Source organism: Vreelandella venusta, from assembly GCF_044809155.1.
Taxonomy (GTDB): Bacteria; Pseudomonadota; Gammaproteobacteria; order Pseudomonadales; family Halomonadaceae; genus Vreelandella; species Vreelandella venusta_B.
Genome location: NZ_CP085241.1, coordinates 1568853 through 1594479, shown reverse-complemented (window position 1 = coordinate 1594479; position 25627 = coordinate 1568853). Strand labels below are relative to the sequence as shown.

Sequence of the window (25627 nt, the reverse complement as noted above, 5' to 3'; positions counted from 1 at the left end):
TTCATGGTGGCTTTAACTTACTCCATCGATGATCAAGCGGATACCTAACAAAATGAGTAAGCAAAGAATCACCCGGAAAAACAGCTCCCCATCCATCCGTCGCTGAATGATTAACCCTAACTGGATGCCCAGCCATGCCACCGGTATCAGCAGCAGGGCGATGGTGAGATTATCGAACGTTACCAGGCCAAGCATCGTATAGGGCACCAGCTTTACCAAGTTGGTGATCGCCAGAAACACCACCGCCGTGCCTAAAAACTGCTGCTTGGTGAGTTGGCACTGCAGCAAGTAAAAATTCAGCGGTGGGCCGCCCGCATGGGCAATAAAGCTGGTAAACCCGGCGATTCCTCCACACAGACGCCCCACCCAAGTGGGCATCAGTCGGCCGCGTAGCGGTTTAAGCAGCCCCCACAGGCCAAAAAGCACGGAAAAAATACCCAGCAGCAGTGTCAGCAGCGCCTCATCAAACCAGCCATAGGTGAAGTAGCCCACCGCAACGCCCAATATCGCAGGCGGAAACATCAGCCATAACAGACGATCTACCCGCTGTCGCCACCACGCTTTTAGGCTAAACACGTCCATCACAATCAGCAGCGGTAGCATCACCGCCACCGCAAAGGTGGGGCTTGCCTTTAGCGAGATCAGCGGTACAGCAACCACCCCCACCCCACCCGCAAACCCTGATTTGGAAATCCCTGTCAGTAACACGGCCATTATCATCAGTGCCACAAATACCCAATCAAATGCCATACGAACACCCCTCTTAGATTGCGCCTTAACGCCGGGCCACCCACGCAGAAAAAAGGGCCATGACAGGCACGGCCCTTTTTCGGTAGGTCAACCAATATGCGTACGTAAGGCGTGCTTACAGTACGGTGCACACTTCATCGAAGGAGAAGCGGTCGCCACGTGGGAACAGGGCGCTGGCATCGCCATAGCCTAAGTTGCACAGGAAGTTGCTCTTCACTTTACCGTCTGGGAAGAACTCTTCATCCACCGCTGCGTTATTGAAGCCCGACATAGGGCCTGCATCCAAACCAAGCGCACGGGCCGCTAAAATCAAATAGCCGCCTTGAATAGAGCTATTGCGGAACGCCGTAGAGTGAATGAAGTCCGGTTTGCCTTCAAACAGCGATTTGGCGTCTTTGTTATGGGCAAACATACGCGGCAGGTGCTCGTAAAACTCGGTATCAAAACCAATCACTGCCACCACCGGGGCTTTCATGGTTTTTTCCTGATTACCTGGCAAAAGCGCTGGCTTCAGGCGTTCCTTGGCTTCGTCAGTGGTCAGGAAAATAATCCGCGATGGTTGGCAGTTCATTGAGGTGGGACCGAAATGCATCAGGTTATACAGTTCGCGCAGCGTTTCCTCGCTCACCTCACGGTCCTGCCAAACGTTATGAGTGCGCGCTTCTGTGAATAGGGTGGCCATCGCTGCTTGATTAATCGTTGTCATGGTGTTGCCTCTTTCGGTTTAACCCGCTCATTAGGAGCCAGGCGTTCAGGGTGAGTCGTTCAGGCCGTCTTTAAGCCGAAATCGTATTGAAAATAGCGGTATGAGGTGTCCATCTGCCGGCCATCGGGCGCCTGCCCCGCTGGCTTTTGCACGAACTCCTTCACCAAGGAGTCCTTCACGCCAAATACCGCGTCAGAGTCGAGGTAGGGGTCGTCTTCCGCGAAGATTTGGGTCACCAGGGTTTCGTAGCCCGGTGCCATCAGCATGAAGTGCACATGGGCGGGGCGATAAGGGTGCCGTCCGGTGATTTCGAGCATTTTGCCAACTGGCCCATCGGTCGGGATGGGATAAGGAGACGGCGTCACCGTCCAGAAGGCGTAGCGGCCCTGGTTGTCAGTGTGGAAACGGGCGCGCAATGAGGCGCTTTCAAGCTCTGGCTTTTGAACGTCATAAAAGCCTTCGCTGTCCGATTGCCAAACGTCGATGGCAACATTCGCCAATGGTTTGCCATGCGCGTCGTGCACGTAACCTTCGATGAACAGTGGCTCCCCTTCAACGCCCCAGTTAATGGCATCGCCCTGGTTGGCTTGAGGAGGATCAGCGACGTAAAACGGCCCTAACACGGTGCTTTCGGTAATTTTAGGGTCGCTGCTGGCGTGATTAATCGCATCCACCAGCATGGTGACGCCCAGGGTGTCAGACAGCAGGATAAACTCCTGGCGTTCGTCGTCGCACATTTGCCCGGCTCGGGTGAGAAACTCAATTGCCTGAGTCCACTCTTTCTCGGTGGGCTTCACCTCGCGCAGATAGGCATGCAGGTGTTTGACCAAGCCATTGAGCAGCGTTTTCAGCCGTTCATCTTCACAGCGTGAAAACTCATCCATTACGGCGGCGGTAATATTGTCGGTGGTGAGATTACGCATGTGTGTGCCCTCCCTGCGTGACGGGCGAAGGTTCACCCAACCCTGACAGGCGCTCGGTATGATGCACGGTGGCGATATAGTCATCGTTACCATGCCCGGTGGCGATCAGGGCAGTGTAGGCTTCGCGCATTTGCGCTGCTAACGGGGTCGAGACTCCAGTGCCGTGGGCGCAGTCAAGGATCAGATCAAGATCTTTGGCCATCTGCGCGGCGGAAAACGTCGAAGTAAAATCCCGCGCTAACAGGGGCGGCACCTTGTACTTCACCATGGGTGAGCCCACCGCGCTGTCAGAGATCAGCTCCAGCATAGCGTCCCACTCAATATTGCCTTTACGCGCCAGCGTCAGCGCTTCACTCATCATCCCGGCACTGACGGCAATCATCAGGTTGATGGCCAGTTTGGCCACCCGGGCCTGCTCTTCGTCGCCCAGCCAATACTGCGCTTTGGTAAACGCTGCAAACACGGGTTTGGCCGCTTCCAGCGCTTCCCGTGGGCCGGAAACCATCGCGGAAAGCGTGCCCGCCTCTGCCGCAACGGGGTTACCGGATACCGGGCTGCGCAGATAGACCACACCGTGAGCCGTTGCCGCCTCGGCCACTCGTGCAGAGGCTTCCACACTCACTGTACTTGTCTCAATCAAGGTGCTGCCGGGCAACATGTGACGAATCAGCTCGCCAGACTCAAGGCACAGACTGATCAACGCGCGGTCATCGGGGATGGAGACAAACACCAAGTCGCAACCGGCCACGGCCTCTGCCAGCGTTGGATGGGGCGTCACCCCGATCTCTGCAGCAAGAGCAAGGCGCTGCGCCGATAGATCAAAGCCTTGAACAGGAGTGCCGGATTGAATAATACGAGCAGCCATCGGCAAACCCAGTTTACCCAAGCCTACCCACGCCACTTTTGGGGTCGTTGAAGGCGTTGCAGAAGCGGTTGTCATGGGGTGACCTCCTGTGTTGATTGCGCTTCACGCGCCAGCAGTTCGGCGTGAATGCGGTGGCCAGACGTGGCCAGCTCAGCGATGCCCTGCTGAGTTTCCATGAGCAGACGGCCGCCACGTTTTTTGAACTGTCCGGCCACCATCACGCTGTCGACGTTGGCAAGGCTGGTTTGCATGACCACTGTGGAAACTGGGTCGTTCACCGGCTGCATGTTGAGCTGGTTGCTATCCAGCAGCACTATGTCGGCCTGCTTACCCGGCGTGAGGCTGCCAATACGGTCATCAAGACCCAATGCTTTTGCCCCATCGAGGGTGATCCAACCCAGCGCTTCTCTGGTGGTAATGGTGGAAGTATCGGGGATCTTGCCCTGCTCACGGCGTGAGGAATCGTTATCAAGAGCGCGCTGCATCCCCAACGCTGCCCGGGCAACGCTGAACATGTCTCCAGAGAGAACCGATTCGAGATCCACACCCAAAGACACCACGCCGCCATTCTTACGAACAACCCCGGTCACCGGAAAACCGTGGCCCTGGGTCATCTCGTTTTCAGGGGCAATGGAGAACGTCACGCCGCTGGCGCAGAACCGGGACATTTGGCCTTCGTCCAAACTTTGGCCATGCACAATGTTGATATCAGGGCCTAGCAGGCCACGCGCTTCCACTTCGTCCCAGGCACCGGGGGCCACGGCCTCACCGCCGCCCTGGTGCATCGAGGCGACCAGGCCAAACTCTTTGGCCAAAGCAAAGTCCTGCAGGGTCACCTCTAGGGTTGAGTAGTGAGGGCCGAGAATAGCCATTCCCAAGGTGACGAGCCCTTCTGGGTTTGCCAGCTCGCCGTTTAATAAGCGCTCTATCTCATGACGAGGATGAGGAATTTCACTAAAATGCGGCTGACCAGGTTTAGGGTCAGGTTTTGGGGAGCCATGCAGAAACAGCGCGCGAATGCCCGATTCCTTTAGCCCTTTCACAGCGGCGTCGGTGTGCTTCGGGGTCGGGTTGTTATGGCACCAATCACCCAGCGTGGTGGTACCGCAATTCAGCTGGTTAATCGCGCCCATCCGGGTGGCAATTTGGATATCCTCGGGCGTAAACAGCGCCGCAAGGCCACGGTGAACATGGCGAAAATACTCCAGCAGCGTCCAGTTGGCGGCAACGCCGCGCAGGCCGGTCTGCCAAGTATGCATATGGGCGTTCACCAACCCAGGAATCAGGATACCGCCGCCACAGTCGATCACCTCGGCTGCGTGTGCCTTGGGGTGATCGGTGAGGTCATGCCCCACGGCGACGATACGATCACCCTCAATCAGTACCTGGCCATCGCTCAGTTCGCCCAACTGCGGGTCCATGGTGACAATCGTGGCGTTAACAAACAGCGTGTTCATTGGCCACCTCCACTCTCCGCCTGGGGCCGTTTCCCCGACTGAGCATCGCTGAGCAAACGGTGGATACCTTTGGCCTCCACATCGCGTGGATTCCAGTAAGGGTTGCGGGTCGCAATCTCCGTTGCACGTGCCACATCGTCTACGCTAAAGCCTAGTTCGGAGAGTGCGCTTGGGGCACCCACGGCACGCCCTAAGTCGTAAAGGCCAGCCGCCGCGTCGTCACAGCCCAGCGCACGCCCAATACGCGCCATCGCTTCCGGCACCGCAGGCGCGTTATAAGCCAGCGCATAAGGCAGCACAATGGTGTGCGTCTCCGCATGGGGTAAATTGAAAGAGCCGCCGAGGGTATGGCAAAGCTTGTGATGCAGCGACATGCCCACTGAACCTAGGCACGTGCCGCATAGCCAAGCGCCGTAGAGCGCATCAGAGCGCGCTTCAACGTTGGCAGGGTCGTTGGCAATCACCGGCAGGCTTCGTGCTAGCGCCGCAATTCCCTCTTCAGCCATGAGCGCAATCACCGGGTTGCAGTCTCGGGCATAAAGCGCCTCAACGGCATGGGCAATTGCGTTAATGCCGCTGGTGCCGGACATCACCGTAGGCAGCGTTAAGGTGAGGTCAACGTCGTAAATGACCGTTTCCGGTAGTACATCCAGGGTGCGCTGGGTGGTTTTGATGCCGTCGCTTGTTTCACCCAGGATCGGCGTCATTTCTGAGCCAGCATAAGTGGTGGGTATCGCAATCTGAGGCAAGCCAGTACGTAAGGCAATCGCTTTACCCAAGCCAATCGTTGAACCGCCACCGATGGCCACCGTGCAGTCTACGTTTAGCTCTTGGACCACTTGTAGAGCATGTTCGGTCACCTCGATCGGCGTATGCATGACGGCGTCCGCGTAAACGCCGACGCCCTTATCGCCCAGCAGTTCTAGTACGCGGCTTGCCTGCTCGTGCTGCTGAGGCGTGGCTAACACCAGGGCGCGTGAGCAGCCGAGATGTTCAAGCTCTTGCCTTAGTTGAGCCAGGGTACCTTGGCCAAATACCACCCGGGATGGCAGGCCATCGTAAACAAAAGGTTGCATAAAACATTCCTTAGTCGTTTGAAATCGGCTGTGTGCTCGCTACTCTCTTCTCTCTAGCGAGCACATCCGTCGCAGCAGGTGAGCTAGCTCGCCTGCGCCTGCTTTCCCATACCGGTAATGGCTTGCACTAACTCGTCCTCGCTGACGTTGTCACCATCGAACTCAGCGGTGACGCGGCCGTCATACATCGCGATAATGCGGTTACTCAGGCCCAGCACTTCGGGCATTTCTGAGGAGATCACCAGCACGGCGTAGCCGGATTTAGCCAAGTCTTTGACGAGCGTGTGGATTTCGGACTTGGAGCCGACGTCAATACCCCGCGTTGGCTCATCGAGTATGAGCAGCTTAGGGTGTGTATGCAGCCACTTGCCGATGACGATCTTCTGCTGATTCCCGCCGCTTAAATTGCCGACCTTTTGGCGCCAGCTGGGGGTTTTGATTTTCATGGCTTGGTGATACTTGTCGTAGACTTCGCGCTCTTTTGCACTGGTCATAAAGCCTAATGACGACACGCTGGAAAGGCTGGCCAATGTCATGTTGTCACGACAGTTCATGCCCAGAATGAGTCCCTGATCCTTGCGATCTTCAGGGACTAACGCAACGCCGCTTACCACCGCATCGTGGGAATTACGAAAATTCACTACCTCACCATCAAGCACGACGTCACCAGCCGACGGTTTACGCAGGCCAAAGATGGTTTCTGCCACCTCTGAGCGGCCCGCGCCTACCAGCCCGTACATACCAACGATCTCGCCCTTGCGAACGTTAAAGCTTACATCTTCAAAAACACGCTTAACTGACAGGTTACGCACTTCCAGCATGTTGTCGCCGAAATCAGTGGGTTTGCTTGCATGATCAAGCTCTAAACTGCGGCCAATCATCATCCGCGTGATTTCGTCTTCGTTGGTATCGGCGGTGTTGACCGTGCCGGTGTACTCGCCGTCTCGCAGCACTGAAATGCGGTGCGACAGATGGAAAATCTCATCCATGCGGTGGGAGATGTACACAATGCCCACACCCTGCTCACACAGCGAGTTAATTACGTCGTAGAGCACCGGCTTTTCGTGGTCGGTGAGCGATGCCGTCGGCTCGTCAAATACGACGACCTGCGGCGTAAAGGCGAGCGCCCTGCCAATTTCCACCATCTGTTTTTTGGCAATCGACAGCGAGCCCACGACATCGTCATGCTGAAAACCGCACTTGAGCCGCTCAAGAATCTTATTGGTATCTTCGCGCAGCTTTCGCCAGTCAACGCGGTTGAACGGCTTTCTTGGCAAACTGCCGAGAAAGATGTTTTCGGCAACCGTCATTTCAGACACCAGCGACTGCTCTTGATGAATCAGTACAACCCCAGCGCGTTTGGCGTGCTTGGGATTTTCAAACGCCATCTCCTGGCCGCCTAGAATAATTTTGCCGTCATTGGCCTGGTGTTTACCGGCTAGCACTTTCATCAGGGTAGATTTGCCAGCCCCGTTCTCACCCAGCAAGGCGTGCACCTCGCCGGGGCGAACGTCAAAATCGACGTTGTTGAGCGCGACCACACCGGGGAATCGCTTAGTGATGCCTTTAAGTTCCAAGATGGGTGCTGCGTCGATTGGCTGACGTGATTGCGTTGAAGAGGCGTTCATATCCGCACCTCCTTGGCCGAGGGTGCATTAAGCTTCTTATCAATAATCAGAACAGAGATGAGAATCGCGCCGAGAATGACGAGTACGTAAAAAGCGGGCACCTGCATCAAGTTCATGCCGTTACGCAGAATGCCGATGGCCAGTACGCCGCCTAAGGTGCCAACAATACTGCCGTAGCCACCGGTCAACTTCGTGCCCCCTAAGACCACCGCGGTAATCACCCAAAGCTCGTAGTCACGACCCAGGTTGGGCGTTGCGGCCCCCATTTGGCTGGCAAGCAGCACGCCTGCTAACGCAGAGAAGAAACCCACGATAATAAAGTTAATCATCATGTGGCGGCCTAGGCGGATGCCGGCATCAATTGATGCTTCAGGGTTGCCACCTACGGCAAAGGTATTGCGGCCATGGCTGGTTCGCGTCAGCACCAGATGCATGATCAACGCGCACACCAGAAAAATGATGGCTAAGACGGGAACCGGCCCGATAGTGCTCGTGCCGAAGTCGGCGAACGCAAAGTTCATGGCGAAGAAGGACTGCTCACCGGTGTATAGAAAGATCAGGCCACGCACACCCAGCATGGCCCCTAGCGTTACGATGAACGCGTTAACACCGGTTTTCCAAACCACAAAGCCATTGAGGGCGCCCAGCAAAATACCTGAGACTAACGCGGCGAGAATCGCCAGCGTCATACTAATTTCCTGCAAGCCCACTGCCAAAGAAGCGGAAAGCCCCAGTATCGCGCCCACCGACAAATCGATGTTGCCGTTAATCATCACGAAGGTCATGCCCAGGGCAATCAGGCCTATCGTTGAGGTCTGTACCAAAATGTTGCTGATATTCCCAAATGAAAGGAAGTACTCCGACATAGCACTGAAGAAAATAAAAAGAGCAATCACAAATACCCAGATTGGCTGTATTTTCGCTCTACCACGGAAGAACCCTTTAATCGATGTCATTTTGCATCCCTCCGCGTTATGAGTGGGTCGTAAACAAGCGCTTGCGCTTGTTGGCGAGATCCAGCCATACGGCCAGAATGATAATTACCCAAGTCACGATCCACTGGATGTAGTAGGGGTAGCCCATCAACAGCAGGCCATTTTGGATAAAGCCCAGAATCAGCACGCCAATCACCGTTTTCCAGATACTGCCTGCACCGCCCAGCAAGCTTGTGCCGCCAAGGATGATGCCGGCCAACACCAGTAGCTCGTACCCCTGCCCTACATTGTTTTGCGAGCCCATAACCCGCGAGCCAAGCACTAGGGCGGCACACGCCACGCAGAAAGCAGAGATCAAATACGTGCTGAAGACACACCAGTTTTTACGAATACCCGAATAGACGGCTGCCATTGGATTACCGCCGACAGCAAAGATACGTCGCCCATATCCGGTGTAAGACATGACTACTTGAATCAAGATAGCGAGCAGACCAAACATCAGAACCGGGACCGCAATACCCCCCACAAACCCACGGCCGAAGAAGGCGAACCAAGTATTCTCTTGATTGGCAATATCGACGTTCTGGCCGCCGCTATAAATCAGCACAAACCCTTGTATGGCTGACAGCATGGCCAGCGTCACAATCAACGAGTTGAGCCTAAGAAAACCAATCAAAAACCCGTTGACGGCACCGATCATCAAGGTCAGCGCGAACATCAACAGAATGGCGTTCGTCGGGCCAATTTTGTCATGTAGATCAACCACCAGGACGGTGGAGAACGACAGCATCGAGCCGACGGAAAGGTCTAAGTTGCCGCCAATAATGACCACGGTGACCCCCACCGCGATAATGCCAATAATGGATGCTTGGCGGACAACGGTCATAATGTTTGACTGAGAGAGGAACTGCTCAGAAAAAAACGAAAAAACGAACATCCCGATTAGGAAAAAAATGAGAATGCCCTGAGCCGATAAAAAACTCAGCACACCTGCTTTGCTCAGCTTTCCTAACGGCACTCCAACTTTTGTTTGTTCTGTGGAAGCCATGCTATTCACCTGTAAAAATCACCTAGGGAGGCAGCCATAAGTGTGACGATGCACGATGTTTGTCGTCACACCAGCGGCACCTCCCAGCGCAGGAAGCCTGCATTCAGGTTCGCACCCCTTCTGTATTGAGTTGTCTTCACACCATCAATACTGGGTAATACGCCCTATATTCAGAAAACCGGACGATCAAACTCTTCAAGGTTCTCTGCGGTGATTTTCGGTGTTTCAAAGAAGTTCATTTTCGGAAGCTCTTCGCCAGCTAACACATCCAGTGCGGTTTGCAGGGCGGCTTCTGCATCATCCACCGGGGATTGGTAGATAGAGCCGTAATATTCACCGCGCTCAATAGCATCGTAGCCAACGGCGAAGTTCGTGGCTCCAATAAAGATGATTCCGTCTGCGCGTCCAGCGCCTTTAGCGGCATTTAAAGCGCCTACGCCCATGTTGTCGTCGCCCGAATACACACCGTCGATATGGTCATATTTCGTCAGGAAATCTTCCATTACCCGCTGGGCGCGCTCACGGTTCCAGTTACCTGGCTGGGTTTCCAACAGTTCGACACCCGGGCAAGCTTCAGCCAGGCGATCCTCAAACCCACCTGCGCGCTCCATTGCCGTGGTGTAGCCAGGTTGGCCGGAAATCTGCACAATCTGACCCTCACCCCCCAGGGCATCGCACATCATTTCAGCCGACGAAATACCTTGTTGAACGTTGTCCGGCCCTGAGAAAGCAGCGATAAAATCCAGACCCGCATCGGCAATTTTAGAGTTGGTCACGATGACAGGAATACCGGCACTGTGAGCTTGGCGGATGGCAGGAATAACGGCTTGGCCGTTGGTTGGCCAAATGATGATGGCATCGACACGTTGCTGAATAAGATCCTGCATTTGGCCGATTTGGCGGGCTACATCGCCACCCGCGTCCAACACCACGACATCGACATTACCTTCACGCGCTGCCGCCGCTTCAAACGCACTCTCATACGTCGTCTGATAGCTATCGACACCGACATTGTTTTGCGTAATACCTATACGATAAGGGCCTTCGGCGTGCGCTGTTGCAATTGACATCAACATCACTGATGCAGCAATGGCGGTTTTATTGAACATTGTGTTTCTCCTAGCGTTTTTATTAATTGTTTTTTGGCTTACAGACTCGTAAGCCTGTGGTTGGAGCTTACTGCCCGGCTTTGTTGAGGCACAACGTAACCGCACCATAGAAATGACCAATTTGGTTTTTTTAATACACTTCGCTCTGCAACACGCCAACAATGGCGACCACCCGCTACGCAGCAGGCTTAAAGCCTCCGGAATTAAAACGAACTCTCTATAGACAGCTCTTGTACACACGGCCTGCTTTGGGTTGCACCGCTGCCCGAAAGCCGTTTGTTGTAAAACAGTGGTGCATACGTAGTAGTCGCTTAACGCTTAGCATGATAGTTTTAATAAAAACTCATATAAAAAGAAGAAGGAAAACAGCATGTCACGAGTCACCTTAGGTGTAGCAACCGCCTTAACATCATTGATGTTCGCTTTGCCTGCCTATTCCGATTCCCCATTACGGCTAGCCGTTGACGTTCCCTTTGAGCCCTTTCAATACCGCCTACCCGACGGCACGTTAACAGGCTTCGAGGTCGAACTTGGCGAAGAGGTATGTCGACGCATTGAGCGTGAGTGTGAATGGGTCGAGCAAGGTTGGGATGGCATCATTCCTGGCCTACTGGCACGCAAATACGACGCGATTGTCTCATCCATGGCGATTACCGATGCACGCCGTGAACAGGTGCTCTTCTCGGAGCCTTACTACAGCAATCCAAGTGTTTGGGTAACCCAAGCAGGCAAAGAGATTGACATTGAAGACCAGGATGCACTTGAAGTCTTATCGGTAGGTGTACAGCGCGGCACCATCCGTGATGCTTACATTACTGACACCTACGGCGACCTAGTGGATGTGCGACGCTATGCGACAGGTGAAGATCTCGCAGTCGATGTTCACTCAGGCCGCCTCGATGCAGCCTTTATGTATTACCCGCTTGCACTGTCATCACTTCAGGTGAACCAGGACGGCAGCAACGTAGTCACCAGCTCACCCTTGATTCGTGAACCTAAAAGCTATTTCGGCCACGGCGTCGCTGCTGCTTTCCACCCACGAAATGAAGCATTAGCCGAGCAGTTCAACGAGGCGCTACGTGGGATTAAAGAAGACGGCACCTACGACGAGCTAATGAATAAGTACGTGGATTACGATATTAAGATTTAAGGGATAAGTGATAATCCAGCTAGTGATGAGGGCAGCACGCCAGTGCTGCCCTTTGATTTACTAGCAATTAAACGTATTTTGTGGTGCTAGCCTGCGGGCGCTTGATGAGTAAGGTCATGGAAATTGATGCCTGTGGCTCTAATCACCGCCGTCATGGTGCGAAGTGTTGGGTTACCTTTAGGTGATAAAGCGCGATATAGACTTTCACGTGACACTTTGGCACGTTCTGCTACCAGCGCCATGCCACCCTGCGCCTCAACGACATGACGGAGCGCCATCAGGAATGCTGATTCCCCCCCGTCCTCATCAAGCTCGTCAAAGGCTGTGCGCAAGTAGTCCAACGCCATACCAGGGTCATTACGAAGCATTTCAATGACTGCTTCATCATGGCTTCTCATGGCGTGCCCTCCTCTTGTGGTCGGCCAAAAACGCTTTAGCCTGCTCAATATCAGCTTGCTGGCGTTGTTTAGCTCCGCCTACTAACAGCATTACCCGCTGCCAGCCTATTAAGGCGAGTCAAAACTCGCATAGCGGCTTGACGATCTTTTGCTTTGGTAGCATCTAACCAAGCTTGAAACGGGTCATGACCATCAGTGGTAAAGTAATGAGTAAGTTCAGTCATAGCACTAGCGTAGCTTAAAAGCTACAGACTAAACATATAGTGGATATATCTCAACGAAAAAAGCCCCTGACGAATCAGGGGCTTTTCGAGATAAGTGGCGGAGGGACAGGGATTCGAACCCTGGATAGGCTATTAACCTATGCCGGTTTTCAAGACCGGTGCATTCAACCGCTCTGCCATCCCTCCGGCTTATGGGTGCGTATAATAACAGCATTTCCTTGTAAGTCAATGCCTTTAGAGTGAATTAGTACAGCCTTAAGCCCACTCGAGTAATACTCCCGCCTTCCATATCGCTAACGACCCAGTGAATGCCGTGCCAATCAACATCATCGCCGACAACGGGGTGACCACCCACTCGCAGAGAAACAAATTCAGCCAGTGTCATATCCTGCTCCCCTGGGCTTAACGTTAAGCCGTAAGCCTGAGCAACATCCTGCATCTGGGCACTGCCATCCAGAGTAAAGGTACCGAAGAAAGCACGCTCTTGCTTAAGCTTCGCATCGCCATTAAACAGCCGATTCAAAGCTACTAGGTCTTCTGAACGTCCGATGACACAAATCACATCATTGAGCTTCAGTCGCGTGCTACCTTTTGGGTGAAGCATTGCATGATCGCGGAACAGGGCAGAAATCAGCGCGCCGGACGGAAACCGCAAAAGTCTGATAGGGACATCTTCTAAGTCTTGGTTTTCGACAACGTAAACAAACATCTCGAAGTCATTTTCAGGCAGTATGCCAAGCGGCCCGCGTCGGTTAGGGGTAGCACCTACGGGCACTTCCACTTTCAACCAGCGCGCCATGAGGGTGAGTGAGCCCCCTTGAATAAGCAGCGACATTAAGACTACTGCAAATGCCACATTGAAATAGAGCGAAGCGTTTTCAACGCCACCAATCAGCGGGAAGATAGCTAGCACGATAGGCACCGCCCCTCTCAGCCCTACCCACGCAATAAACCAGGTTTCTCGCCAACGAAACTTAAAAAAAGGCTTGATCGTAATGAGAACAGCCAAAGGGCGAGCAATAAAAATTAACGCCAGGGCCACTAAGCCTGCGGGCAAGGCCACTTCCCACAACTCGCTTGGTGTGACCAACAGCCCCAGCACCAAGAACAAACCAATTTGACTTAACCATGCCAAGCCATCGTGGACAGGCAAAATAAAGTTCAGGTGACGGCCTGGCTGATTACCAATCATCAACCCGGCTAAATAGATAGCAAGAAAGCCACTCCCCCCCAGCACACTGGTTAAACCAAAGACGCTGAACCCAAGCGCCAGCGCCAGCATGGCGTAAAGCCCAGGCGCAAGGTCAAGCCAACGCAACAGCTTCGCGCTTAACCACCCCCCTCCTAAACCAATTAGTAGGCCAATACCAAACTGGGAAATAAAGAAAAGCAGGGTCTCTAAGGGGCCGCCAATATCTCCCACCAACAGTTCAACCAACATCAGCGTTAAAAAAATCGCCATCGGGTCGTTGGTACCCGACTCAATTTCAAGAGTCGCCCCTACCCGCTCGTTTAAGTTGACACCACGGCCGCTGAGCATTGAGAAAACGGCGGCCGCATCGGTAGAGCCAACAATCGCCCCCACCAAAAGCCCTTGAATGAGCGTTAGATCAAACACCCACATGGCAATCAAACCAACAATGGTGCTGGTAATAAACACGCCAAAGGTCGCTAGAGAGAGCGCAGGCCTGAAGCCCACACGGAACGTTTTCAAGCGAGTGCGTAAGCCGCCGTCTAACAAAATCATGGCCAGGGCCAAATGCCCAATTGTAAAGGCCATTGAATAATCGTCGAATTCGACGCCCAGCACGCCCTCCTCACCGGCCAGCATGCCAAGCCCAAGGAAGATAAGCAGTAACGGAACGCCAAACATTGATGAAAGGCGGCTTGCTAAAATGCTAAGCGCCATGAGCGAACCACCCACTAAGAAGAACGTATAAATTGCGTCCATGTGTCTCCGTCTCTACATCAATGCTGCTTTATTATTGCACGCTACCGTTGAATTTACTGTGACATATTACGGAGTGGATGCGTGATGGGGGTGGTCAGATGCTTAACCTCGCGGCTACACTCCGCCCTTACAATGCCTGGAGTTATTGTCTATGTTGCAACCTTTTCTTCGCCGATGGTTAGTCGCGCTTTTATTCGCATCACTGACATCAATAGTATTTTCATTGTTCTCAAACGACGTTGCTTACGCCAATGAAGAAAGCATTGATAACACCGAGGTACTGCACCTTGAAAGTGAGGTAACAGTTCCTGACGCCTTGTGGCAATCTTCCTCCGAGGATAATGCTGAAGAAAGTACTGAAGAAAGTATTGAAGAAAGCCCCGAAGAAGAAGCCCCCACCATGGCGCTGATCCCGCCTCCACCGTTAGACCCTCCCCCTCTGAAACAGCTAACAATAATGCTGGACTGGTATTTAAGCCCTCAACATGCCGCTCTCGTTATTGCCAAAGAACGCGGCCTGTTTGCTGCTCAGGGGCTTGCGGTTGAACTGCAAACCCCCGCTGACCCAACGATTGCGATTAAACTGCTCGCCGCTGGTGATGTGGATCTTGCACTAACGCGACAGCCTCTGCTGCATTTGCATGCCCACGACGGCGCACCGATTGCCCGCATTGGCACGCTATTTGAAACACCTCTTACTGCGGTTATTGTGTCCGGCGAACAGCACCAGGGCGAGGACCCGCTCATGCATCTCGAAGGATTACACTACGGTTTTTCGACCCGCGAAGGGCGCGATACTGTGTTGCAACAAGTACGACCCCATTCCGTCCAGCAGATTGATACGGTTATGCCGCCTGAAAATGTACGCTTCACGGCCACGACCGCCCTACGAGAAGGAAGAGTAGAAGCCATTGCAGATGGTTTCTTCCACTACTTACCCCCGCAGCTTGCCACAGAGGGCATTGCCACCCATGTGGTTCAGTACCACGAGTTAGAAATACCCCGACATGACGGGCTCATCATAGTGGCCAATAGCGATACGGCCACTCGCCGCGCTCCAACATGGTCGCGCTTTTTAATCGCGCTTGAAGAAGCCAGCTATTGGATAATCGACAACCCAGAAGCTGCTTGGTCACTTTTAACCGCTACCCACCCGGTGCTTGATAATGCCATTAATGCACAAGCCTGGGAGGATTTGCTTAGACGGATGACACTGAGCCCGGCGGCTCTCGATACTCGCCGCTATAAGGCGTTTGAAAACTTTTTACTGCAAGCAGAACTTATCAATGCCGTGCTGCCCGTATCACGCTTGGCGATCGACCCGCATTCGATATAACTTGGCAAACTTAATCACTTTGCGCTGGAGCGCCATGAGCGAAGCACCGTTAATCTTTATTGATGTTGAAACCACCGGCACCCGAGCCACTCGGGATCATATCACTGAAGTTGCTGCGTTGAAGGTTGTAAATGGCACCATCACGGAGCGCTGGTGCAGCTTAATTAATCCTGGATGTAAAATTCCTGCGCACATCAGCCAACTGACAGGAATTACGGATGACATGCTCACCCACGCCCCCGCGTTTCAGCAGGTAGCAGCAGAGTTTCGCCAGTGGCTTGGGGATGGACGTTTAGTCGCCCACAACGCACGCTTTGATTACAGCTTTCTGCGCAATGAGTTTAAGCGCGCAGGCTTCGATTTTCGCGCCGAATTAATCTGTACATTACGCCTTTCAAGACGCCTTGCCCCCCAAGCCGCTCAGCACAATCTCGCAGCACTTCTGCAGCGCTATGAAATAGCGGTAGAACGCCACCACCGAGCAGAAGACGACGCGTTAGCGCTATGGAAGCTGTGGCAAACGTGGCAGCGCCATCACGATCACGAAAGATGGCAGGCTGCCCTAGGTGATGAACAGCGCCACCGAAGCTTACCCGCTCATCTAGATAGCGCACAGCTTGACGGGCTACCCTCAACGCCCGGCGTCTACCTCTTTTATGGTCATAGCCGACTTCCCCTTTATGTGGGTAAAAGCATTAATTTACGCAGCCGCGTCCTAGGCCACTTTCAGCGCGATTATCAAGATGACAAAGAGATGCGCCTAGCCCAGCAAATACAGCATATTGAGTGGGAAGAGACAGCAGGCGACATGGGCGCCCAACTGCGAGAGGCTCAGCTGGTTAAGCAACTAATGCCCATCATGAACCGACAACTGAGGCGGCAAGGAAAATTACACACCTGGCACTGGCCAACCGAACAAACCGCTCCCACCTTGATGAATGGCAGCGCGCTAGGCCAACCCCAAACGGGACGCTTCTTCGGGCTTTTTCGCAGCGCTAAAGAGGCGAAAGACACACTTCGCTCCCTGAGTGAAACACACCAACTGTGCCCCCAGGTGCTTGGCCTGGAAAAAGGGAAAGGCCGCTGTTTTGCCCACCAATTAGGCAAATGCAAAGGGGCTTGCTGCGGCAAAGAGGAACTGAAAGAGCACACTCAACGTGCACAGGAAGCAATGGAAAAACTCCAAGTTGGCACGTGGCCATGGCCCGACCGAATTGTGATTCGTGAAAAAGGCCAAAACACACGGAAGACTGCCTATCATGTAGTAGACCACTGGTGCTACCTGGGTAGCAGAAGTACGTTAAGCGCGGCTAGAAAGCTTGTCGGCTCATGCCCACAATTTGATGTTGACACCTATCGTATTCTAAACCGATTTCTACGTAACCCAGAGCAGCACCGTTTAACCATCACCCCGCTTGGGGAATAATTTGGCCTTAACCACCTAAGACTGCGCGGCGATAAAGGCCTCAACGGCTTGTTGAAACGCTTCTGGCTGGTCAGCATGTAGCCAGTGGCCGGCTTGTTTAAGGGTAACAAGGCGTGCCTTGGGCAGTATGTCCCGCAGCGCTGGCAGCATATCATCGCTTACATAGTGAGAGTCGCCGCCACGCAGCACCAGCGCCGGGCCATCAAAAGCATTCTCGCCGTCTGGCACGCCGATAATAGCCTCATAACCCCGTTGAATCTCATCTAAACCGACACGCAAACTCATACTTCCTTCCTCGTTGCGCACTAGGTTAGTGGCAAGGAACAGCCGCGTGGGGCGTGAGTCAACGTGTTCGGCAAGCAATGCGTCCGCTTCACGCCGGTTAGTCGGCTTACCCGCCTTTACCCGCTCCAACGCAGCAAACACATCATCATGGCCATGCTGATAAGCCACCGGTGCGATATCTGCCACCACCAACGACGCGCAACGTTCTGGGGCAACACGGGCTAGCGTAATAGCGACTTTGCCCCCCATGGAGTGCCCAAGAATATGGGCACGTTTGATCGAAAGCTTGTCCAATACCGCTAGCACATCCTGGCTCATGGCGGTATAACTCATTCCCTCTACATGGGGTGAGCGGCCATGGTTACGCAGATCAACTGCAATGACACGGCGAGACTGCTGCCACACTTTAAGGTGCGAGCGCCAGTTATCAGCACTGCCCAACAGGCCATGGATGACCACTAACGGAAGCGAGTCATGGCTACCTGGCTCGGCAGGCAAGTCGATGGCATGAAGTTCAACGGTGGCAAGTTCGGTCATGCAGGCTCCTTAGCTATTATGCAGTTCGAGGGGACGCATCGGATTGGCCTGTCCACACCACCAAACGGCGGGTAAGCCAAGCTAACAATAGGCCATACAAGGGTAAGAAAAAGAGCAAGCTAATGCCCAATTTGATCACGTAATCAACTACCGCGATCTCAACCCAATGGTTAGCCATAAAAGGGTCCGGACTGTTATGAAAGGCAGCAAAGAAAAACGCAAAGGTATCCGCTAAATTACCTAATACGGTCGAACACACCGGAGCTACCCACCACGCCCACCGGCGTAAACGATCAAACACCTGTACGTCTAATAACTGCCCTAGCACATAGGCAAGGAAGCTCGCCAGCGCGATGCGCGCTACAAACACGTTCCACTCCCCCAAGGCATCTATGCCGGCAAAGCTGCCCCGTGGAAAAACAACGGACACGACATAAGAAACAACTAGTGCAGGAAACATCACGCGCAGAATAATGGAGCGCGCTGGCTTTTTACCAAATAACCGCACGGTTAAATCAGTCGCCAAAAAGATGAATGGGAAGCTGAAAGCGCCCCAGGTGGTATGAAAACCAAATAGCGTAAACGGCAGTTGAACCAAGTAGTTACTTGCCGCAATAATACCAATGTGAAAAGCGATCATTATCACAAGGCAACGCCGGTATTGCGAATCGGTTAATGCAAACATAGAGAATGGCCTTTTTTCAGTTACATGAGGGGTTAGGGAACCCTCAAAAAAGCGCGTTAACGCAGCGGTCGCGCATTATACGCTTTCTGCTAGATAATAAAAAAGCCGCCCAATAAATTGAGCGGCTGGGCTAGCAATAGCGGTACTATAGGGGCATTAGGCGTCCTGCGGTTTAGCCTGATCCGCGGCACCAACGGAGCGCTCGCGCATGGCAGCATGCACGTCCTCTAAGCTGGTAGGATCATCAATCGTTGACGGTATGCCGAATGACTTACCATCGGCAATGTTGCGCAACAACTTACGCAAAATTTTACCAGAGCGCGTTTTTGGCAGCCGATTGACAACCAATACTTGCTTGAAGCACGCAATTGGCCCGATACGCTCACGAACCAGGTTAATTAGTTCGGCTTCAAGCTGAGTCTCGTCACCCTCAAAGCCATCTTTTGTAATCACCAAGCCGATAGGGAGCTGCCCTTTCAAGTCATCATGAATACCAATCACCGCGCACTCTGCAACGGCCGGATGCCCGCCAACGACCTCTTCCATTTCACCTGTCGAGAGCCGGTGCCCCGCCACGTTAATAACATCGTCGGTTCTACCCATGATGAACAAATAGCCCTCTTCATCAAAATAGCCGCCATCACCGGTTAAGTAGTAACCAGGGAACGCTGCCATGTAGGCACTATGGAACCGCTGCGGGTCGCGCCAAATACCGGTTAAGCAGCCCGGCGGGAGCGGTTGTTGAATCACGACACTTCCCTGCTGCATGGGCGCAGCGGCCTCACCGTCTCGATCGAGGATTTGTACATTAAACCCTGGCACCGGGTACGTTGCAGAACCTGCTTTGGTAGGCGCAGCCTCTATTCCAGGTAAATTAGCGGCAATCGGCCAACCGGTTTCGGTTTGCCACCAGTGGTCTATCACCGGCACGTCTAACAAGTCGTCTAGCCAATGGAAGGTAGGGGGATCTAGCCGCTCACCAGCAACATAAAGGTGCTCAAGGCTACTAATATCGTAATTTTCCAATAGCTTTGCGTCAGGGTCCTCTTTTTTAATCGCTCGGAAGGCCGTTGGCGCCGTGAAAAAGCTTTTAACTTTGTACTCTTCAATGATGCGCCAGAAGCTTCCGGCATCGGGCGTTTTTACCGGCTTCCCTTCATAAATAACCGTTGTACAGCCTCTCAACAGCGGCGCATACACAATATAAGAGTGCCCGACTACCCACCCGACATCCGAAGCGGTAAACATGACATCCCCCGGCTCCAGCGCATAAATCGCTTCCATGGAGTAAGCCAGCGCTACTGCATAACCGCCAGTATCACGCACCACCCCTTTAGGCTTACCCGTGGTACCGGAGGTGTAGAGCACATAAAGGGGGTCGGTTGCTTTAACAGGCACGCACGCTGCCAAGGGAGCATCGGCGACTAGCGTCTGCCAATCATGGTCGCCCTCTGCTAGCTCCGCCTTTAGCGCCTCACGCTGGAAAACAACGCATGCGTCAGGCTTAAAGCTACTTTGCGCAATCGCCTGGTCGATGATGGGTTTGTAAGGCAACACTTTATCAATTTCGATTCCGCAGGAAGCCGCAATAACCACCTTTGGCTCTGCATCTTCAATCCGAACAGCCAGCTCATGGGGCGCAAAACCACCAAACACTACCGAGTGCACAGCACCTAACCGAGCGCAGGCATACATGGCGATCAATGCTTCGGGAACCATGGGCATGTAAATAACGACCCGGTCACCTTTCGCGACGCCGAGCGATTCAAGGCCACCTGCGAATTGGGCTACGCGGTCACGTAGCTCCTGGTAGGTAATCGTTTGCTTTGACTGGGTGACAGGTGAATCCCAATAAATAGCCGGCTGGCCGCCTCGCCCCTGCTCCACATGATAATCGATAGCGGCATAGCAAATATTTAGCTCGCCATCGCCAAACCAACGGGCATGCTGCTGCTCATCATAGGAAAGAATAGTGGAAGGAGAGGTATACCATGGAAGCCGTTTGGCTTGTTCAGCCCAAAAGGTTGCGGGGTGCTCCACCGATTGTTGAAAGGTGTTCTGATAGAGAGTCATCGTCGATTAACCTGGATGTTGTCAAAGAAACGAACCTGATTGTTGACACTCTATAAAGTTAATCGCGTAATCACCCTCATACTATGGGATAAAACGCGACCAAAGCCGTATAAGCTTGCACAAATTGTCGACAAAAACGAGAAGCACTACCATTGATAAATCGTTAAACCGCTTTTTGGACAAAACACGCTAAATTATTGATCATTGATTAAACAGATTCTCGCGATGCGCCCCCGACGCGATAATGCCTATAAAACCATTACAACGCTGTGTCATCAGTGTAGGCAAGGAGATACTCATGTCTGGTTCCCCAAGCGCCGCCTCACGCCTCCTAGAGCATAACGGCCATGCCATTGAGGCAGGCACTAATTTATTAAAAGCCCTTGCTAACGAGAAGCGTTTACAAATCCTTTGCTTGCTAGCAGAAACAGAACTCTCGGTTACCCAAATTAACCAGCAGCTTTCTCTCAGCCAATCAGCACTCTCACAACACCTGGCCATTTTGCGACGAGACCATCTGGTTAACACGCGCAGGGAGTCTCAAACCATTTATTATTCACTGAAAAGTGAGAGCGCCAAAGCGATTATTGACACTTTGGCGCACCATTACGCAGCCTAATTCACTGCGATTTAAACCGTATTAAAGCAGTCTTAGGTATACATGCGTTTAGCGGCGCTGCCATCCGGCCGCATCGATGAGTCCTAACGCCTTGAGGGCTGCTTGCTCTATCCCGGCAGACACTGCCAAGCCGATTTTACGACTAATGGTTTTGGGCGGCTCAAGCCTAACCTGATAAACATCGGCTTCTGCCATCCGTTCAACCAAATAAGCCTCGCTAGTCCCCACGCTATCAACTAACTGCTGCTCTAGAGCCTCGCTGCCGTACCAGATTTCGCCAGTGGCAAGTTTATCAATATCCATTGCGGGACGATGCTGAGAAACATAGTCTTTAAACAGCTGGTGGGTATTCTCCAGATCATCGATAAATTTCTCGCGGCCCTCTTGAGTATTTTCTCCCAACACGGTTAACGTGCGCTTATATTTGCCTGCAGTCAGTAACTCTACGTCAATATCGTGACGCTTAAGCAAGCGATGGATATTCGGCACCTGTGCGACAACGCCAATGGAGCCAATCACTGCAAAAGGTGCAGCCATAATATGGTGAGCGGTACAAGCCATCATATAGCCGCCACTCGCAGCGACTTTATCAATACAAACGGTAGTGGTGAGGCCCGCATCACGCAAACGGTCCAACTGAGACGCCGCTAATCCGTAGCCGTGAACCACGCCTCCTGCAGACTCAAGGCGCACAATCACCTCATCCTCAGCCGACGCAACCTTGATCACTGCCGAAATCTCTTGAGCAAAATGTTCAGTTTGCGAGGCCTTCAAGTCACCATGAAAATCCAGAACCCATGCTCTAGATGAGGGCTGTTGTGCGGGCTTAACGCCTTTGACTGCTTTATGCCGTGCTTTATCTTCCTGACGAAAGGCTTTGATGAGCTTCTTACGCGCCCCATGAGGCGTGGTATGAACACGCAAGCGGCGCTCCCGTGAACGGCGCTGATCATTTAGCGACTCAACATGCAACTTAAGAGCGCTATTGTCGGATTCTTTACTGCGCATAATCAGCAATAAGATAAACCCTACCAAGGCCATCACAATAATAGCCTGCACTAGGAAGGTTCCTATCTCTACCACCCATTCGCTCATATACTGCTCCCCATACTGTATTTAAAGGCTGAAAAGACTTACTTTGACCACGCTCAGGCCCAAGACCTCGTTGCCGTGTACCCAGGGCTCTTGATTAAAACAATTGTTTGAAATAATCTCGTGTCAGCGCGTTGATTCACCAGCCATCTTGAGCGGCAACCCGTAATACACCCATAAACCATTAGGAATATTATTATGTCATCAAATACGCTTGAAAAGTTGCAAGCCCGCTTTAACCCTGAAGCCGCCAAGGGAATGGAAGAAGTATTTCAATTCCATTTCACGGATGCGGGAAGCTATTATCTCAATATCCAAGACGGCACGTTGGATATCCAAGAAGGTGAGCATGATGACCCTTCTGTCAGCCTGAACATGAGCACCGATACTCTCAAAGGCATCATGAGCGGCGATGTTAACGGCATGACAGCGTTTATGACGGGCAAGCTAAAAGCGACGGGTAACGTTATGCTTGCCACTAAACTTACGTCGCTATTTCCTAGCGAGTAAGGATTACTGTCGGCGTTAATCGGGTTGAGCGATTAACGCCAACGCGCCAGATGCGTTTCAACAAGCTCACGAGAAATAGAGTAAGGCGGCGGCAGCGAAGGCAATTGACGGGGCGAAAACCAGGCAGCATCGCTAATTTCTACGCCATCAATACGTATTCGCCGCGTGGTTGCCTCTGCGAAAAAACCAAACATCAGCGAATGAGGAAATGGCCACGCTTGACTCTGGTGGTAGCGCAGCTGATCCACATGCACCCCCACCTCTTCAAAGACCTCCCGATGGACAGCCTCTTCAGCAGATTCGCCAGGCTCAATAAACCCCGCTAGCGTGGAGTAGCGCCCAGGAGGAAAGCGCGGGCTACGCGCTAGCAGCATCGCTTCACCGCTAGTCACCAGCGTGATAATACACGGCGAAATGCGCGGGTAGTTACGGTGCCCACAGGCGTGGCAATGCATAGCGAACTCTGCCTCAAGCTTGGTAGCTTTTTCACCACAACGCCCACAAAACCGGTGATTTTCAAGCCAAGCCCCCACTTGCAAAGCAGTCGACAGTAAGCTGAACCATGACGCGGCCAGCTGCCCAAGCCACTGCCGACCATCTATCCAGTCCTCTCCCGGCACGCTTTCAACCAGCAGCGCAACGGGTTCGTCCTGCCAGTAGCATAGCGGCTGCATCTGCTCGTTCCAGGGCTGCAGAGGTTGAAGTGGGGTTAATTCACCAGCAAGTGGCGCAGGCGCAATACGGCTGCGAGATACACGGATCACGCGGCCTTCACGGGCATGGTGGGGTATTTCACGCTTAAGCATCGACTTGGGGTTCCTCAAACCAGCGCAACTGATGCGCGTCGCATTTAGCTTTATGTGCCGCCTGTTCATCAGCATTAGGGCGAATCACGCGCAACTGCCCAGGGGTCAGTGCAAGGCGTTTAACCGCTAAACCTTCATTTGCCTGGTGCTGTTGCTGCTTATTTGACGAGGTGTCAGCGTCTAGAACAAGCGCTGTTTGGCCGCCGGTCATAGCCAAATACACTTCGGCTAAAATTTCAGCATCTAATAAAGCGCCGTGGAGCACACGATGCCCGTTATCGATGTCGTATCGTTTGCACAGGGCATCTAGATTATTGCGCTGGCCTGGATGCTTCTCACGGGCCATCACCAGCGTATCTAGAATACGACAGTGGTCGCGCACCGGGCCAATAGGGGATGTCTGGCGATGCTTATTGAGCATGCCTAGCTCATGATCGATAAACCCAACATCGAAGGGCGCGTTGTGAATGACCAGCTCGGCCCCTTCAATGAACGCCCAAAACGCATCGGCAATCTCCGCAAACACGGGTTCGTTAGCCACTTTAGCGTCGTCAATGCCGTGTACCGCGACCACTTCTGCGTCGATGTGGCGCTCAGGATTGATGTACTGATGGTAGGTACGCCCAGTGAACCGACGATTGATCATCTCGACGGCACCAATCTCCACCAACCGATGACCCTCTTTGGGATCTATACCGGTGGTTTCCGTATCTAAGATGACTTGGCGCATGCCACGCTCCTCTGATGTTCATCGATGGCTTCATTGGCTAGCTCATCGGCACGCTCGTTACCAGGGTGCCCGCTATGCCCTTTTACCCAGTGCCACGCCACCTGGTGCCGCTGAGTTTCTTCGTGCAGGGTCTTCCACAGCTCAGCATTTTTGACAGGCTGCTTAGCCGCTGTTTTCCAGCCTCGCTTGATCCAGTTATGGATCCACTGGGTAATCCCCTGGCGTACATATTGCGAATCGGTCCATAGCGCGACACAGCATGGCTTGTTCAAGGTGCGCAGCGCCATGATCGCCGCCATTAACTCCATGCGATTGTTGGTTGTCTCGGCTTCATAGCCTTTCAACGTTTTTTGATGGGGGCCGCTTTCTAACACTACCCCCCAGCCACCTGGACCAGGATTGCCTCGACACGCCCCGTCGGTATATACCGTAACCTGAGGCAGCCCCTCGGCTTCTTGCTTACTCACGCTCGCTGTCCTTTTTTTGACGACATTGCTCTGATAACTGGTAGCGCGCCGAAGCGCCGGTTCGAGTCGCACCTAGCGTTGATGATGAGACAGGCGCACGTAGGCCAAATTTAACGCGTTGAATGGGGGCGTGACGTTGACGCCGCTGCGCCTGGATCATGTAGCCTTCACCAAGAGGGAGGTTGTGCCTTCTCCCCCAAGCTTCCCAAGGTTCGCCACACTTAGCGTTCACTAGGCCACGAAAACAGCAATAGTCTACGCGCTCCACCTCAAAGTCGACAAACGCCAGCCAGTCGCGCAGCCGGTTAGCGCTTCGCCATTGCCCGTTCCATGGAAACTGAGCCTGTTTCTTACGCCAGCGCTGTGTAATCCCACTAACGCTCATAGGATTAAAGCCAAACAGCACCAAAACGCCGTTATCTGCCGTCACCCGCGCGGCCTCTTGAAGGGTATAGTGAGCATCAGGGACATGCTCTAGCCAGTGGTGTAACACCATGGTGTCGATGCAGCGGTCTGGCAGTGCCAGCTGGCCTGGCGGGCACACTAGGCTTGATGAAGATACAGCAAGGGCGCGAGTGGGTGCCCAGCGAATCATGTGAGGAATGGCTGACATCGTCATTAACGCAGGTCCCATGCTCATCTCTAAGCTATGCCCGCCTTTGCGCCCCTCTACCACCGGCCCTAAACAAGCTCGTTGAGTTTCCCACAAAGCTCGGCCCGCCTCTGTTTGCCAGTACGCCTGGCTCTGAGCCATCCGCTGAGCGAGCATCGGTGCCATCGACGAATTTGACATGAACAGCGCTTCCCTCCAAAGTAACTGACTTTTAGCGACGTTGGCGCC

The 25627-nt window shown here is 53.2% G+C and carries 25 protein-coding genes and 1 tRNA gene; 5 read left to right on the top strand and 21 right to left on the bottom strand.

The window, feature by feature from the left end; genetic code table 11:
- Positions 1 to 12 precede the first annotated feature (12 nt).
- From LG301_RS07540 to LG301_RS07495, 10 genes are all read right to left on the bottom strand, one after another.
- Positions 13 to 750, bottom strand: a complete 738-nt coding sequence (locus tag LG301_RS07540) for a sulfite exporter TauE/SafE family protein (RefSeq protein ID WP_404474776.1) — start codon at positions 748 to 750, stop codon at positions 13 to 15.
- Positions 751 to 865: 115 nt separating this feature from the next.
- A complete protein-coding gene (locus tag LG301_RS07535; protein WP_404376741.1) occupies positions 866 to 1456 on the bottom strand; it encodes a malonic semialdehyde reductase in 591 nt (196 codons plus the stop codon).
- 59 nt (positions 1457 to 1515) lie between these two features.
- Positions 1516 to 2379, bottom strand: a complete 864-nt coding sequence (locus tag LG301_RS07530) for an intradiol ring-cleavage dioxygenase (protein WP_404474774.1) — start codon at positions 2377 to 2379, stop codon at positions 1516 to 1518.
- A complete protein-coding gene (locus LG301_RS07525) occupies positions 2372 to 3319 on the bottom strand; it encodes an NAD(P)-dependent oxidoreductase (RefSeq protein WP_404474772.1) in 948 nt (315 codons plus the stop codon). Before LG301_RS07525 ends, LG301_RS07530 begins: the two co-directional genes overlap by 8 nt.
- Complete coding sequence (locus LG301_RS07520; protein ID WP_404474770.1) at positions 3316 to 4701, bottom strand: amidohydrolase family protein; 1386 nt, start codon at positions 4699 to 4701, stop codon at positions 3316 to 3318. Before LG301_RS07520 ends, LG301_RS07525 begins: the two co-directional genes overlap by 4 nt.
- Positions 4698 to 5777, bottom strand: a complete 1080-nt coding sequence (locus LG301_RS07515; protein WP_404474768.1) for a maleylacetate reductase — start codon at positions 5775 to 5777, stop codon at positions 4698 to 4700. The genes LG301_RS07520 and LG301_RS07515 overlap by 4 nt, the downstream gene beginning before the upstream one ends.
- Positions 5778 to 5860: 83 nt before the next feature.
- Positions 5861 to 7405 carry a sugar ABC transporter ATP-binding protein gene (locus LG301_RS07510; protein WP_404474766.1) on the bottom strand — a complete coding sequence of 515 codons (1545 nt, stop codon included), beginning with the start codon at positions 7403 to 7405 and terminating at the stop codon, positions 5861 to 5863.
- The gene (locus LG301_RS07505) at positions 7402 to 8361 is read right to left on the bottom strand and encodes an ABC transporter permease (RefSeq protein ID WP_404474764.1); all 960 of its coding nucleotides are present in this window, start codon (positions 8359 to 8361) and stop codon (positions 7402 to 7404) included. The genes LG301_RS07510 and LG301_RS07505 overlap by 4 nt, the downstream gene beginning before the upstream one ends.
- 16 nt (positions 8362 to 8377) lie before the next feature.
- On the bottom strand, positions 8378 to 9388 hold the full coding sequence (locus LG301_RS07500; RefSeq protein ID WP_404474762.1) for an ABC transporter permease: 1011 nt from the start codon (positions 9386 to 9388) through the stop codon (positions 8378 to 8380).
- A 170-nt stretch (positions 9389 to 9558) separates the two neighbouring features.
- A complete protein-coding gene (locus tag LG301_RS07495; protein WP_404474760.1) occupies positions 9559 to 10497 on the bottom strand; it encodes a sugar ABC transporter substrate-binding protein in 939 nt (312 codons plus the stop codon).
- Positions 10498 to 10867: 370 nt separating this feature from the next.
- Here LG301_RS07495 and LG301_RS07490 point away from each other — a divergent pair, with 370 nt between their 5' ends.
- Positions 10868 to 11647, top strand: a complete 780-nt coding sequence (locus tag LG301_RS07490; protein WP_404474758.1) for a transporter substrate-binding domain-containing protein — start codon at positions 10868 to 10870, stop codon at positions 11645 to 11647.
- A gap of 86 nt (positions 11648 to 11733) precedes the next feature.
- Here the strand turns inward: LG301_RS07490 and LG301_RS07485 are convergent, their stop codons facing one another.
- The 3 genes from LG301_RS07485 to LG301_RS07475 form a co-directional block, all read right to left on the bottom strand.
- On the bottom strand, positions 11734 to 12045 hold the full coding sequence (locus LG301_RS07485; RefSeq protein ID WP_404474757.1) for an addiction module antidote protein: 312 nt from the start codon (positions 12043 to 12045) through the stop codon (positions 11734 to 11736).
- A 319-nt stretch (positions 12046 to 12364) separates the two neighbouring features.
- Positions 12365 to 12455, bottom strand: a tRNA-Ser gene (locus LG301_RS07480).
- Between the two features lie 58 nt (positions 12456 to 12513).
- Positions 12514 to 14220, bottom strand: a complete 1707-nt coding sequence (locus tag LG301_RS07475; protein ID WP_404474755.1) for a potassium/proton antiporter — start codon at positions 14218 to 14220, stop codon at positions 12514 to 12516.
- Positions 14221 to 14371: 151 nt separating this feature from the next.
- Between LG301_RS07475 and LG301_RS07470 the strand changes: the two genes are divergently transcribed.
- Positions 14372 to 15556: an ABC transporter substrate-binding protein gene (locus LG301_RS07470; protein WP_404474753.1), complete on the top strand. Its 1185-nt coding sequence runs from the start codon at positions 14372 to 14374 to the stop codon at positions 15554 to 15556.
- Between the two features lie 34 nt (positions 15557 to 15590).
- Positions 15591 to 16982 (top strand): exonuclease domain-containing protein, encoded by a 1392-nt coding sequence (locus LG301_RS07465; protein WP_404474751.1) that lies wholly within the window; start codon positions 15591 to 15593, stop codon positions 16980 to 16982.
- A gap of 15 nt (positions 16983 to 16997) precedes the next feature.
- Here the strand turns inward: LG301_RS07465 and LG301_RS07460 are convergent, their stop codons facing one another.
- The 3 genes from LG301_RS07460 to LG301_RS07450 all read right to left on the bottom strand — a co-directional run bounded on the left by LG301_RS07460 (position 16998) and on the right by LG301_RS07450 (position 20562).
- A complete protein-coding gene (locus LG301_RS07460; RefSeq protein WP_404474749.1) occupies positions 16998 to 17804 on the bottom strand; it encodes an alpha/beta fold hydrolase in 807 nt (268 codons plus the stop codon).
- Positions 17805 to 17820: 16 nt separating this feature from the next.
- Entirely contained in the window at positions 17821 to 18489 is a 669-nt protein-coding gene (locus tag LG301_RS07455) for a 7-cyano-7-deazaguanine/7-aminomethyl-7-deazaguanine transporter (RefSeq protein ID WP_404474747.1), read from the bottom strand.
- A 156-nt stretch (positions 18490 to 18645) separates the two neighbouring features.
- Complete coding sequence (locus tag LG301_RS07450) at positions 18646 to 20562, bottom strand: propionyl-CoA synthetase (protein ID WP_404474746.1); 1917 nt, start codon at positions 20560 to 20562, stop codon at positions 18646 to 18648.
- Between the two features lie 298 nt (positions 20563 to 20860).
- On the opposite strand from LG301_RS07450, the gene LG301_RS07445 reads away from it, so the two are divergent.
- Positions 20861 to 21181, top strand: a complete 321-nt coding sequence (locus LG301_RS07445) for an ArsR/SmtB family transcription factor (RefSeq protein ID WP_404474744.1) — start codon at positions 20861 to 20863, stop codon at positions 21179 to 21181.
- A 48-nt stretch (positions 21182 to 21229) separates the two neighbouring features.
- Here the strand turns inward: LG301_RS07445 and sohB are convergent, their stop codons facing one another.
- Positions 21230 to 22276: a protease SohB gene (gene sohB / locus LG301_RS07440; protein WP_404474742.1), complete on the bottom strand. Its 1047-nt coding sequence runs from the start codon at positions 22274 to 22276 to the stop codon at positions 21230 to 21232.
- Between the two features lie 195 nt (positions 22277 to 22471).
- Between sohB and LG301_RS07435 the strand changes: the two genes are divergently transcribed.
- Positions 22472 to 22783, top strand: coding sequence for an SCP2 sterol-binding domain-containing protein (locus tag LG301_RS07435; RefSeq protein ID WP_263068957.1), 312 nt, complete (start codon positions 22472 to 22474; stop codon positions 22781 to 22783).
- Between the two features lie 32 nt (positions 22784 to 22815).
- Here the strand turns inward: LG301_RS07435 and nudC are convergent, their stop codons facing one another.
- The 4 genes from nudC to LG301_RS07415 are packed head-to-tail and all read right to left on the bottom strand — an operon-like array spanning position 22816 to position 25579.
- Entirely contained in the window at positions 22816 to 23589 is a 774-nt protein-coding gene (nudC, locus tag LG301_RS07430) for an NAD(+) diphosphatase (protein WP_404474740.1), read from the bottom strand.
- Positions 23582 to 24319 (bottom strand): DNA polymerase III subunit epsilon, encoded by a 738-nt coding sequence (gene dnaQ / locus LG301_RS07425; protein WP_404474738.1) that lies wholly within the window; start codon positions 24317 to 24319, stop codon positions 23582 to 23584. Before dnaQ ends, nudC begins: the two co-directional genes overlap by 8 nt.
- Positions 24301 to 24786 (bottom strand): ribonuclease HI, encoded by a 486-nt coding sequence (gene rnhA / locus LG301_RS07420; RefSeq protein WP_404474736.1) that lies wholly within the window; start codon positions 24784 to 24786, stop codon positions 24301 to 24303. Before rnhA ends, dnaQ begins: the two co-directional genes overlap by 19 nt.
- Complete coding sequence (locus LG301_RS07415; RefSeq protein ID WP_404474734.1) at positions 24779 to 25579, bottom strand: class I SAM-dependent methyltransferase; 801 nt, start codon at positions 25577 to 25579, stop codon at positions 24779 to 24781. Before LG301_RS07415 ends, rnhA begins: the two co-directional genes overlap by 8 nt.
- Between the last annotated feature and the right edge of the window lie 48 nt (positions 25580 to 25627).

What these genes read in the sequence shown, in the direction of transcription:
- LG301_RS07540 (WP_404474776.1), bottom strand. Translation starts at nt 750, where the DNA reads ATGGCATTTGATTGGGTATTTGTGGCACTGATGATAATGGCCGTGTTA.
- LG301_RS07535 (WP_404376741.1), bottom strand. Translation starts at nt 1,456, where the DNA reads ATGACAACGATTAATCAAGCAGCGATGGCCACCCTATTCACAGAAGCG.
- LG301_RS07530 (WP_404474774.1), bottom strand. Translation starts at nt 2,379, where the DNA reads ATGCGTAATCTCACCACCGACAATATTACCGCCGCCGTAATGGATGAG.
- LG301_RS07525 (WP_404474772.1), bottom strand. Translation starts at nt 3,319, where the DNA reads ATGACAACCGCTTCTGCAACGCCTTCAACGACCCCAAAAGTGGCGTGG.
- LG301_RS07520 (WP_404474770.1), bottom strand. Translation starts at nt 4,701, where the DNA reads ATGAACACGCTGTTTGTTAACGCCACGATTGTCACCATGGACCCGCAG.
- LG301_RS07515 (WP_404474768.1), bottom strand. Translation starts at nt 5,777, where the DNA reads ATGCAACCTTTTGTTTACGATGGCCTGCCATCCCGGGTGGTATTTGGC.
- LG301_RS07510 (WP_404474766.1), bottom strand. Translation starts at nt 7,405, where the DNA reads ATGAACGCCTCTTCAACGCAATCACGTCAGCCAATCGACGCAGCACCC.
- LG301_RS07505 (WP_404474764.1), bottom strand. Translation starts at nt 8,361, where the DNA reads ATGACATCGATTAAAGGGTTCTTCCGTGGTAGAGCGAAAATACAGCCA.
- LG301_RS07500 (WP_404474762.1), bottom strand. Translation starts at nt 9,388, where the DNA reads ATGGCTTCCACAGAACAAACAAAAGTTGGAGTGCCGTTAGGAAAGCTG.
- LG301_RS07495 (WP_404474760.1), bottom strand. Translation starts at nt 10,497, where the DNA reads ATGTTCAATAAAACCGCCATTGCTGCATCAGTGATGTTGATGTCAATT.
- LG301_RS07490 (WP_404474758.1), top strand. Translation starts at nt 10,868, where the DNA reads ATGTCACGAGTCACCTTAGGTGTAGCAACCGCCTTAACATCATTGATG.
- LG301_RS07485 (WP_404474757.1), bottom strand. Translation starts at nt 12,045, where the DNA reads ATGAGAAGCCATGATGAAGCAGTCATTGAAATGCTTCGTAATGACCCT.
- LG301_RS07475 (WP_404474755.1), bottom strand. Translation starts at nt 14,220, where the DNA reads ATGGACGCAATTTATACGTTCTTCTTAGTGGGTGGTTCGCTCATGGCG.
- LG301_RS07470 (WP_404474753.1), top strand. Translation starts at nt 14,372, where the DNA reads ATGTTGCAACCTTTTCTTCGCCGATGGTTAGTCGCGCTTTTATTCGCA.
- LG301_RS07465 (WP_404474751.1), top strand. Translation starts at nt 15,591, where the DNA reads ATGAGCGAAGCACCGTTAATCTTTATTGATGTTGAAACCACCGGCACC.
- LG301_RS07460 (WP_404474749.1), bottom strand. Translation starts at nt 17,804, where the DNA reads ATGACCGAACTTGCCACCGTTGAACTTCATGCCATCGACTTGCCTGCC.
- LG301_RS07455 (WP_404474747.1), bottom strand. Translation starts at nt 18,489, where the DNA reads ATGTTTGCATTAACCGATTCGCAATACCGGCGTTGCCTTGTGATAATG.
- LG301_RS07450 (WP_404474746.1), bottom strand. Translation starts at nt 20,562, where the DNA reads ATGACTCTCTATCAGAACACCTTTCAACAATCGGTGGAGCACCCCGCA.
- LG301_RS07445 (WP_404474744.1), top strand. Translation starts at nt 20,861, where the DNA reads ATGTCTGGTTCCCCAAGCGCCGCCTCACGCCTCCTAGAGCATAACGGC.
- sohB (WP_404474742.1), bottom strand. Translation starts at nt 22,276, where the DNA reads ATGAGCGAATGGGTGGTAGAGATAGGAACCTTCCTAGTGCAGGCTATT.
- LG301_RS07435 (WP_263068957.1), top strand. Translation starts at nt 22,472, where the DNA reads ATGTCATCAAATACGCTTGAAAAGTTGCAAGCCCGCTTTAACCCTGAA.
- nudC (WP_404474740.1), bottom strand. Translation starts at nt 23,589, where the DNA reads ATGCTTAAGCGTGAAATACCCCACCATGCCCGTGAAGGCCGCGTGATC.
- dnaQ (WP_404474738.1), bottom strand. Translation starts at nt 24,319, where the DNA reads ATGCGCCAAGTCATCTTAGATACGGAAACCACCGGTATAGATCCCAAA.
- LG301_RS07415 (WP_404474734.1), bottom strand. Translation starts at nt 25,579, where the DNA reads ATGTCAAATTCGTCGATGGCACCGATGCTCGCTCAGCGGATGGCTCAG.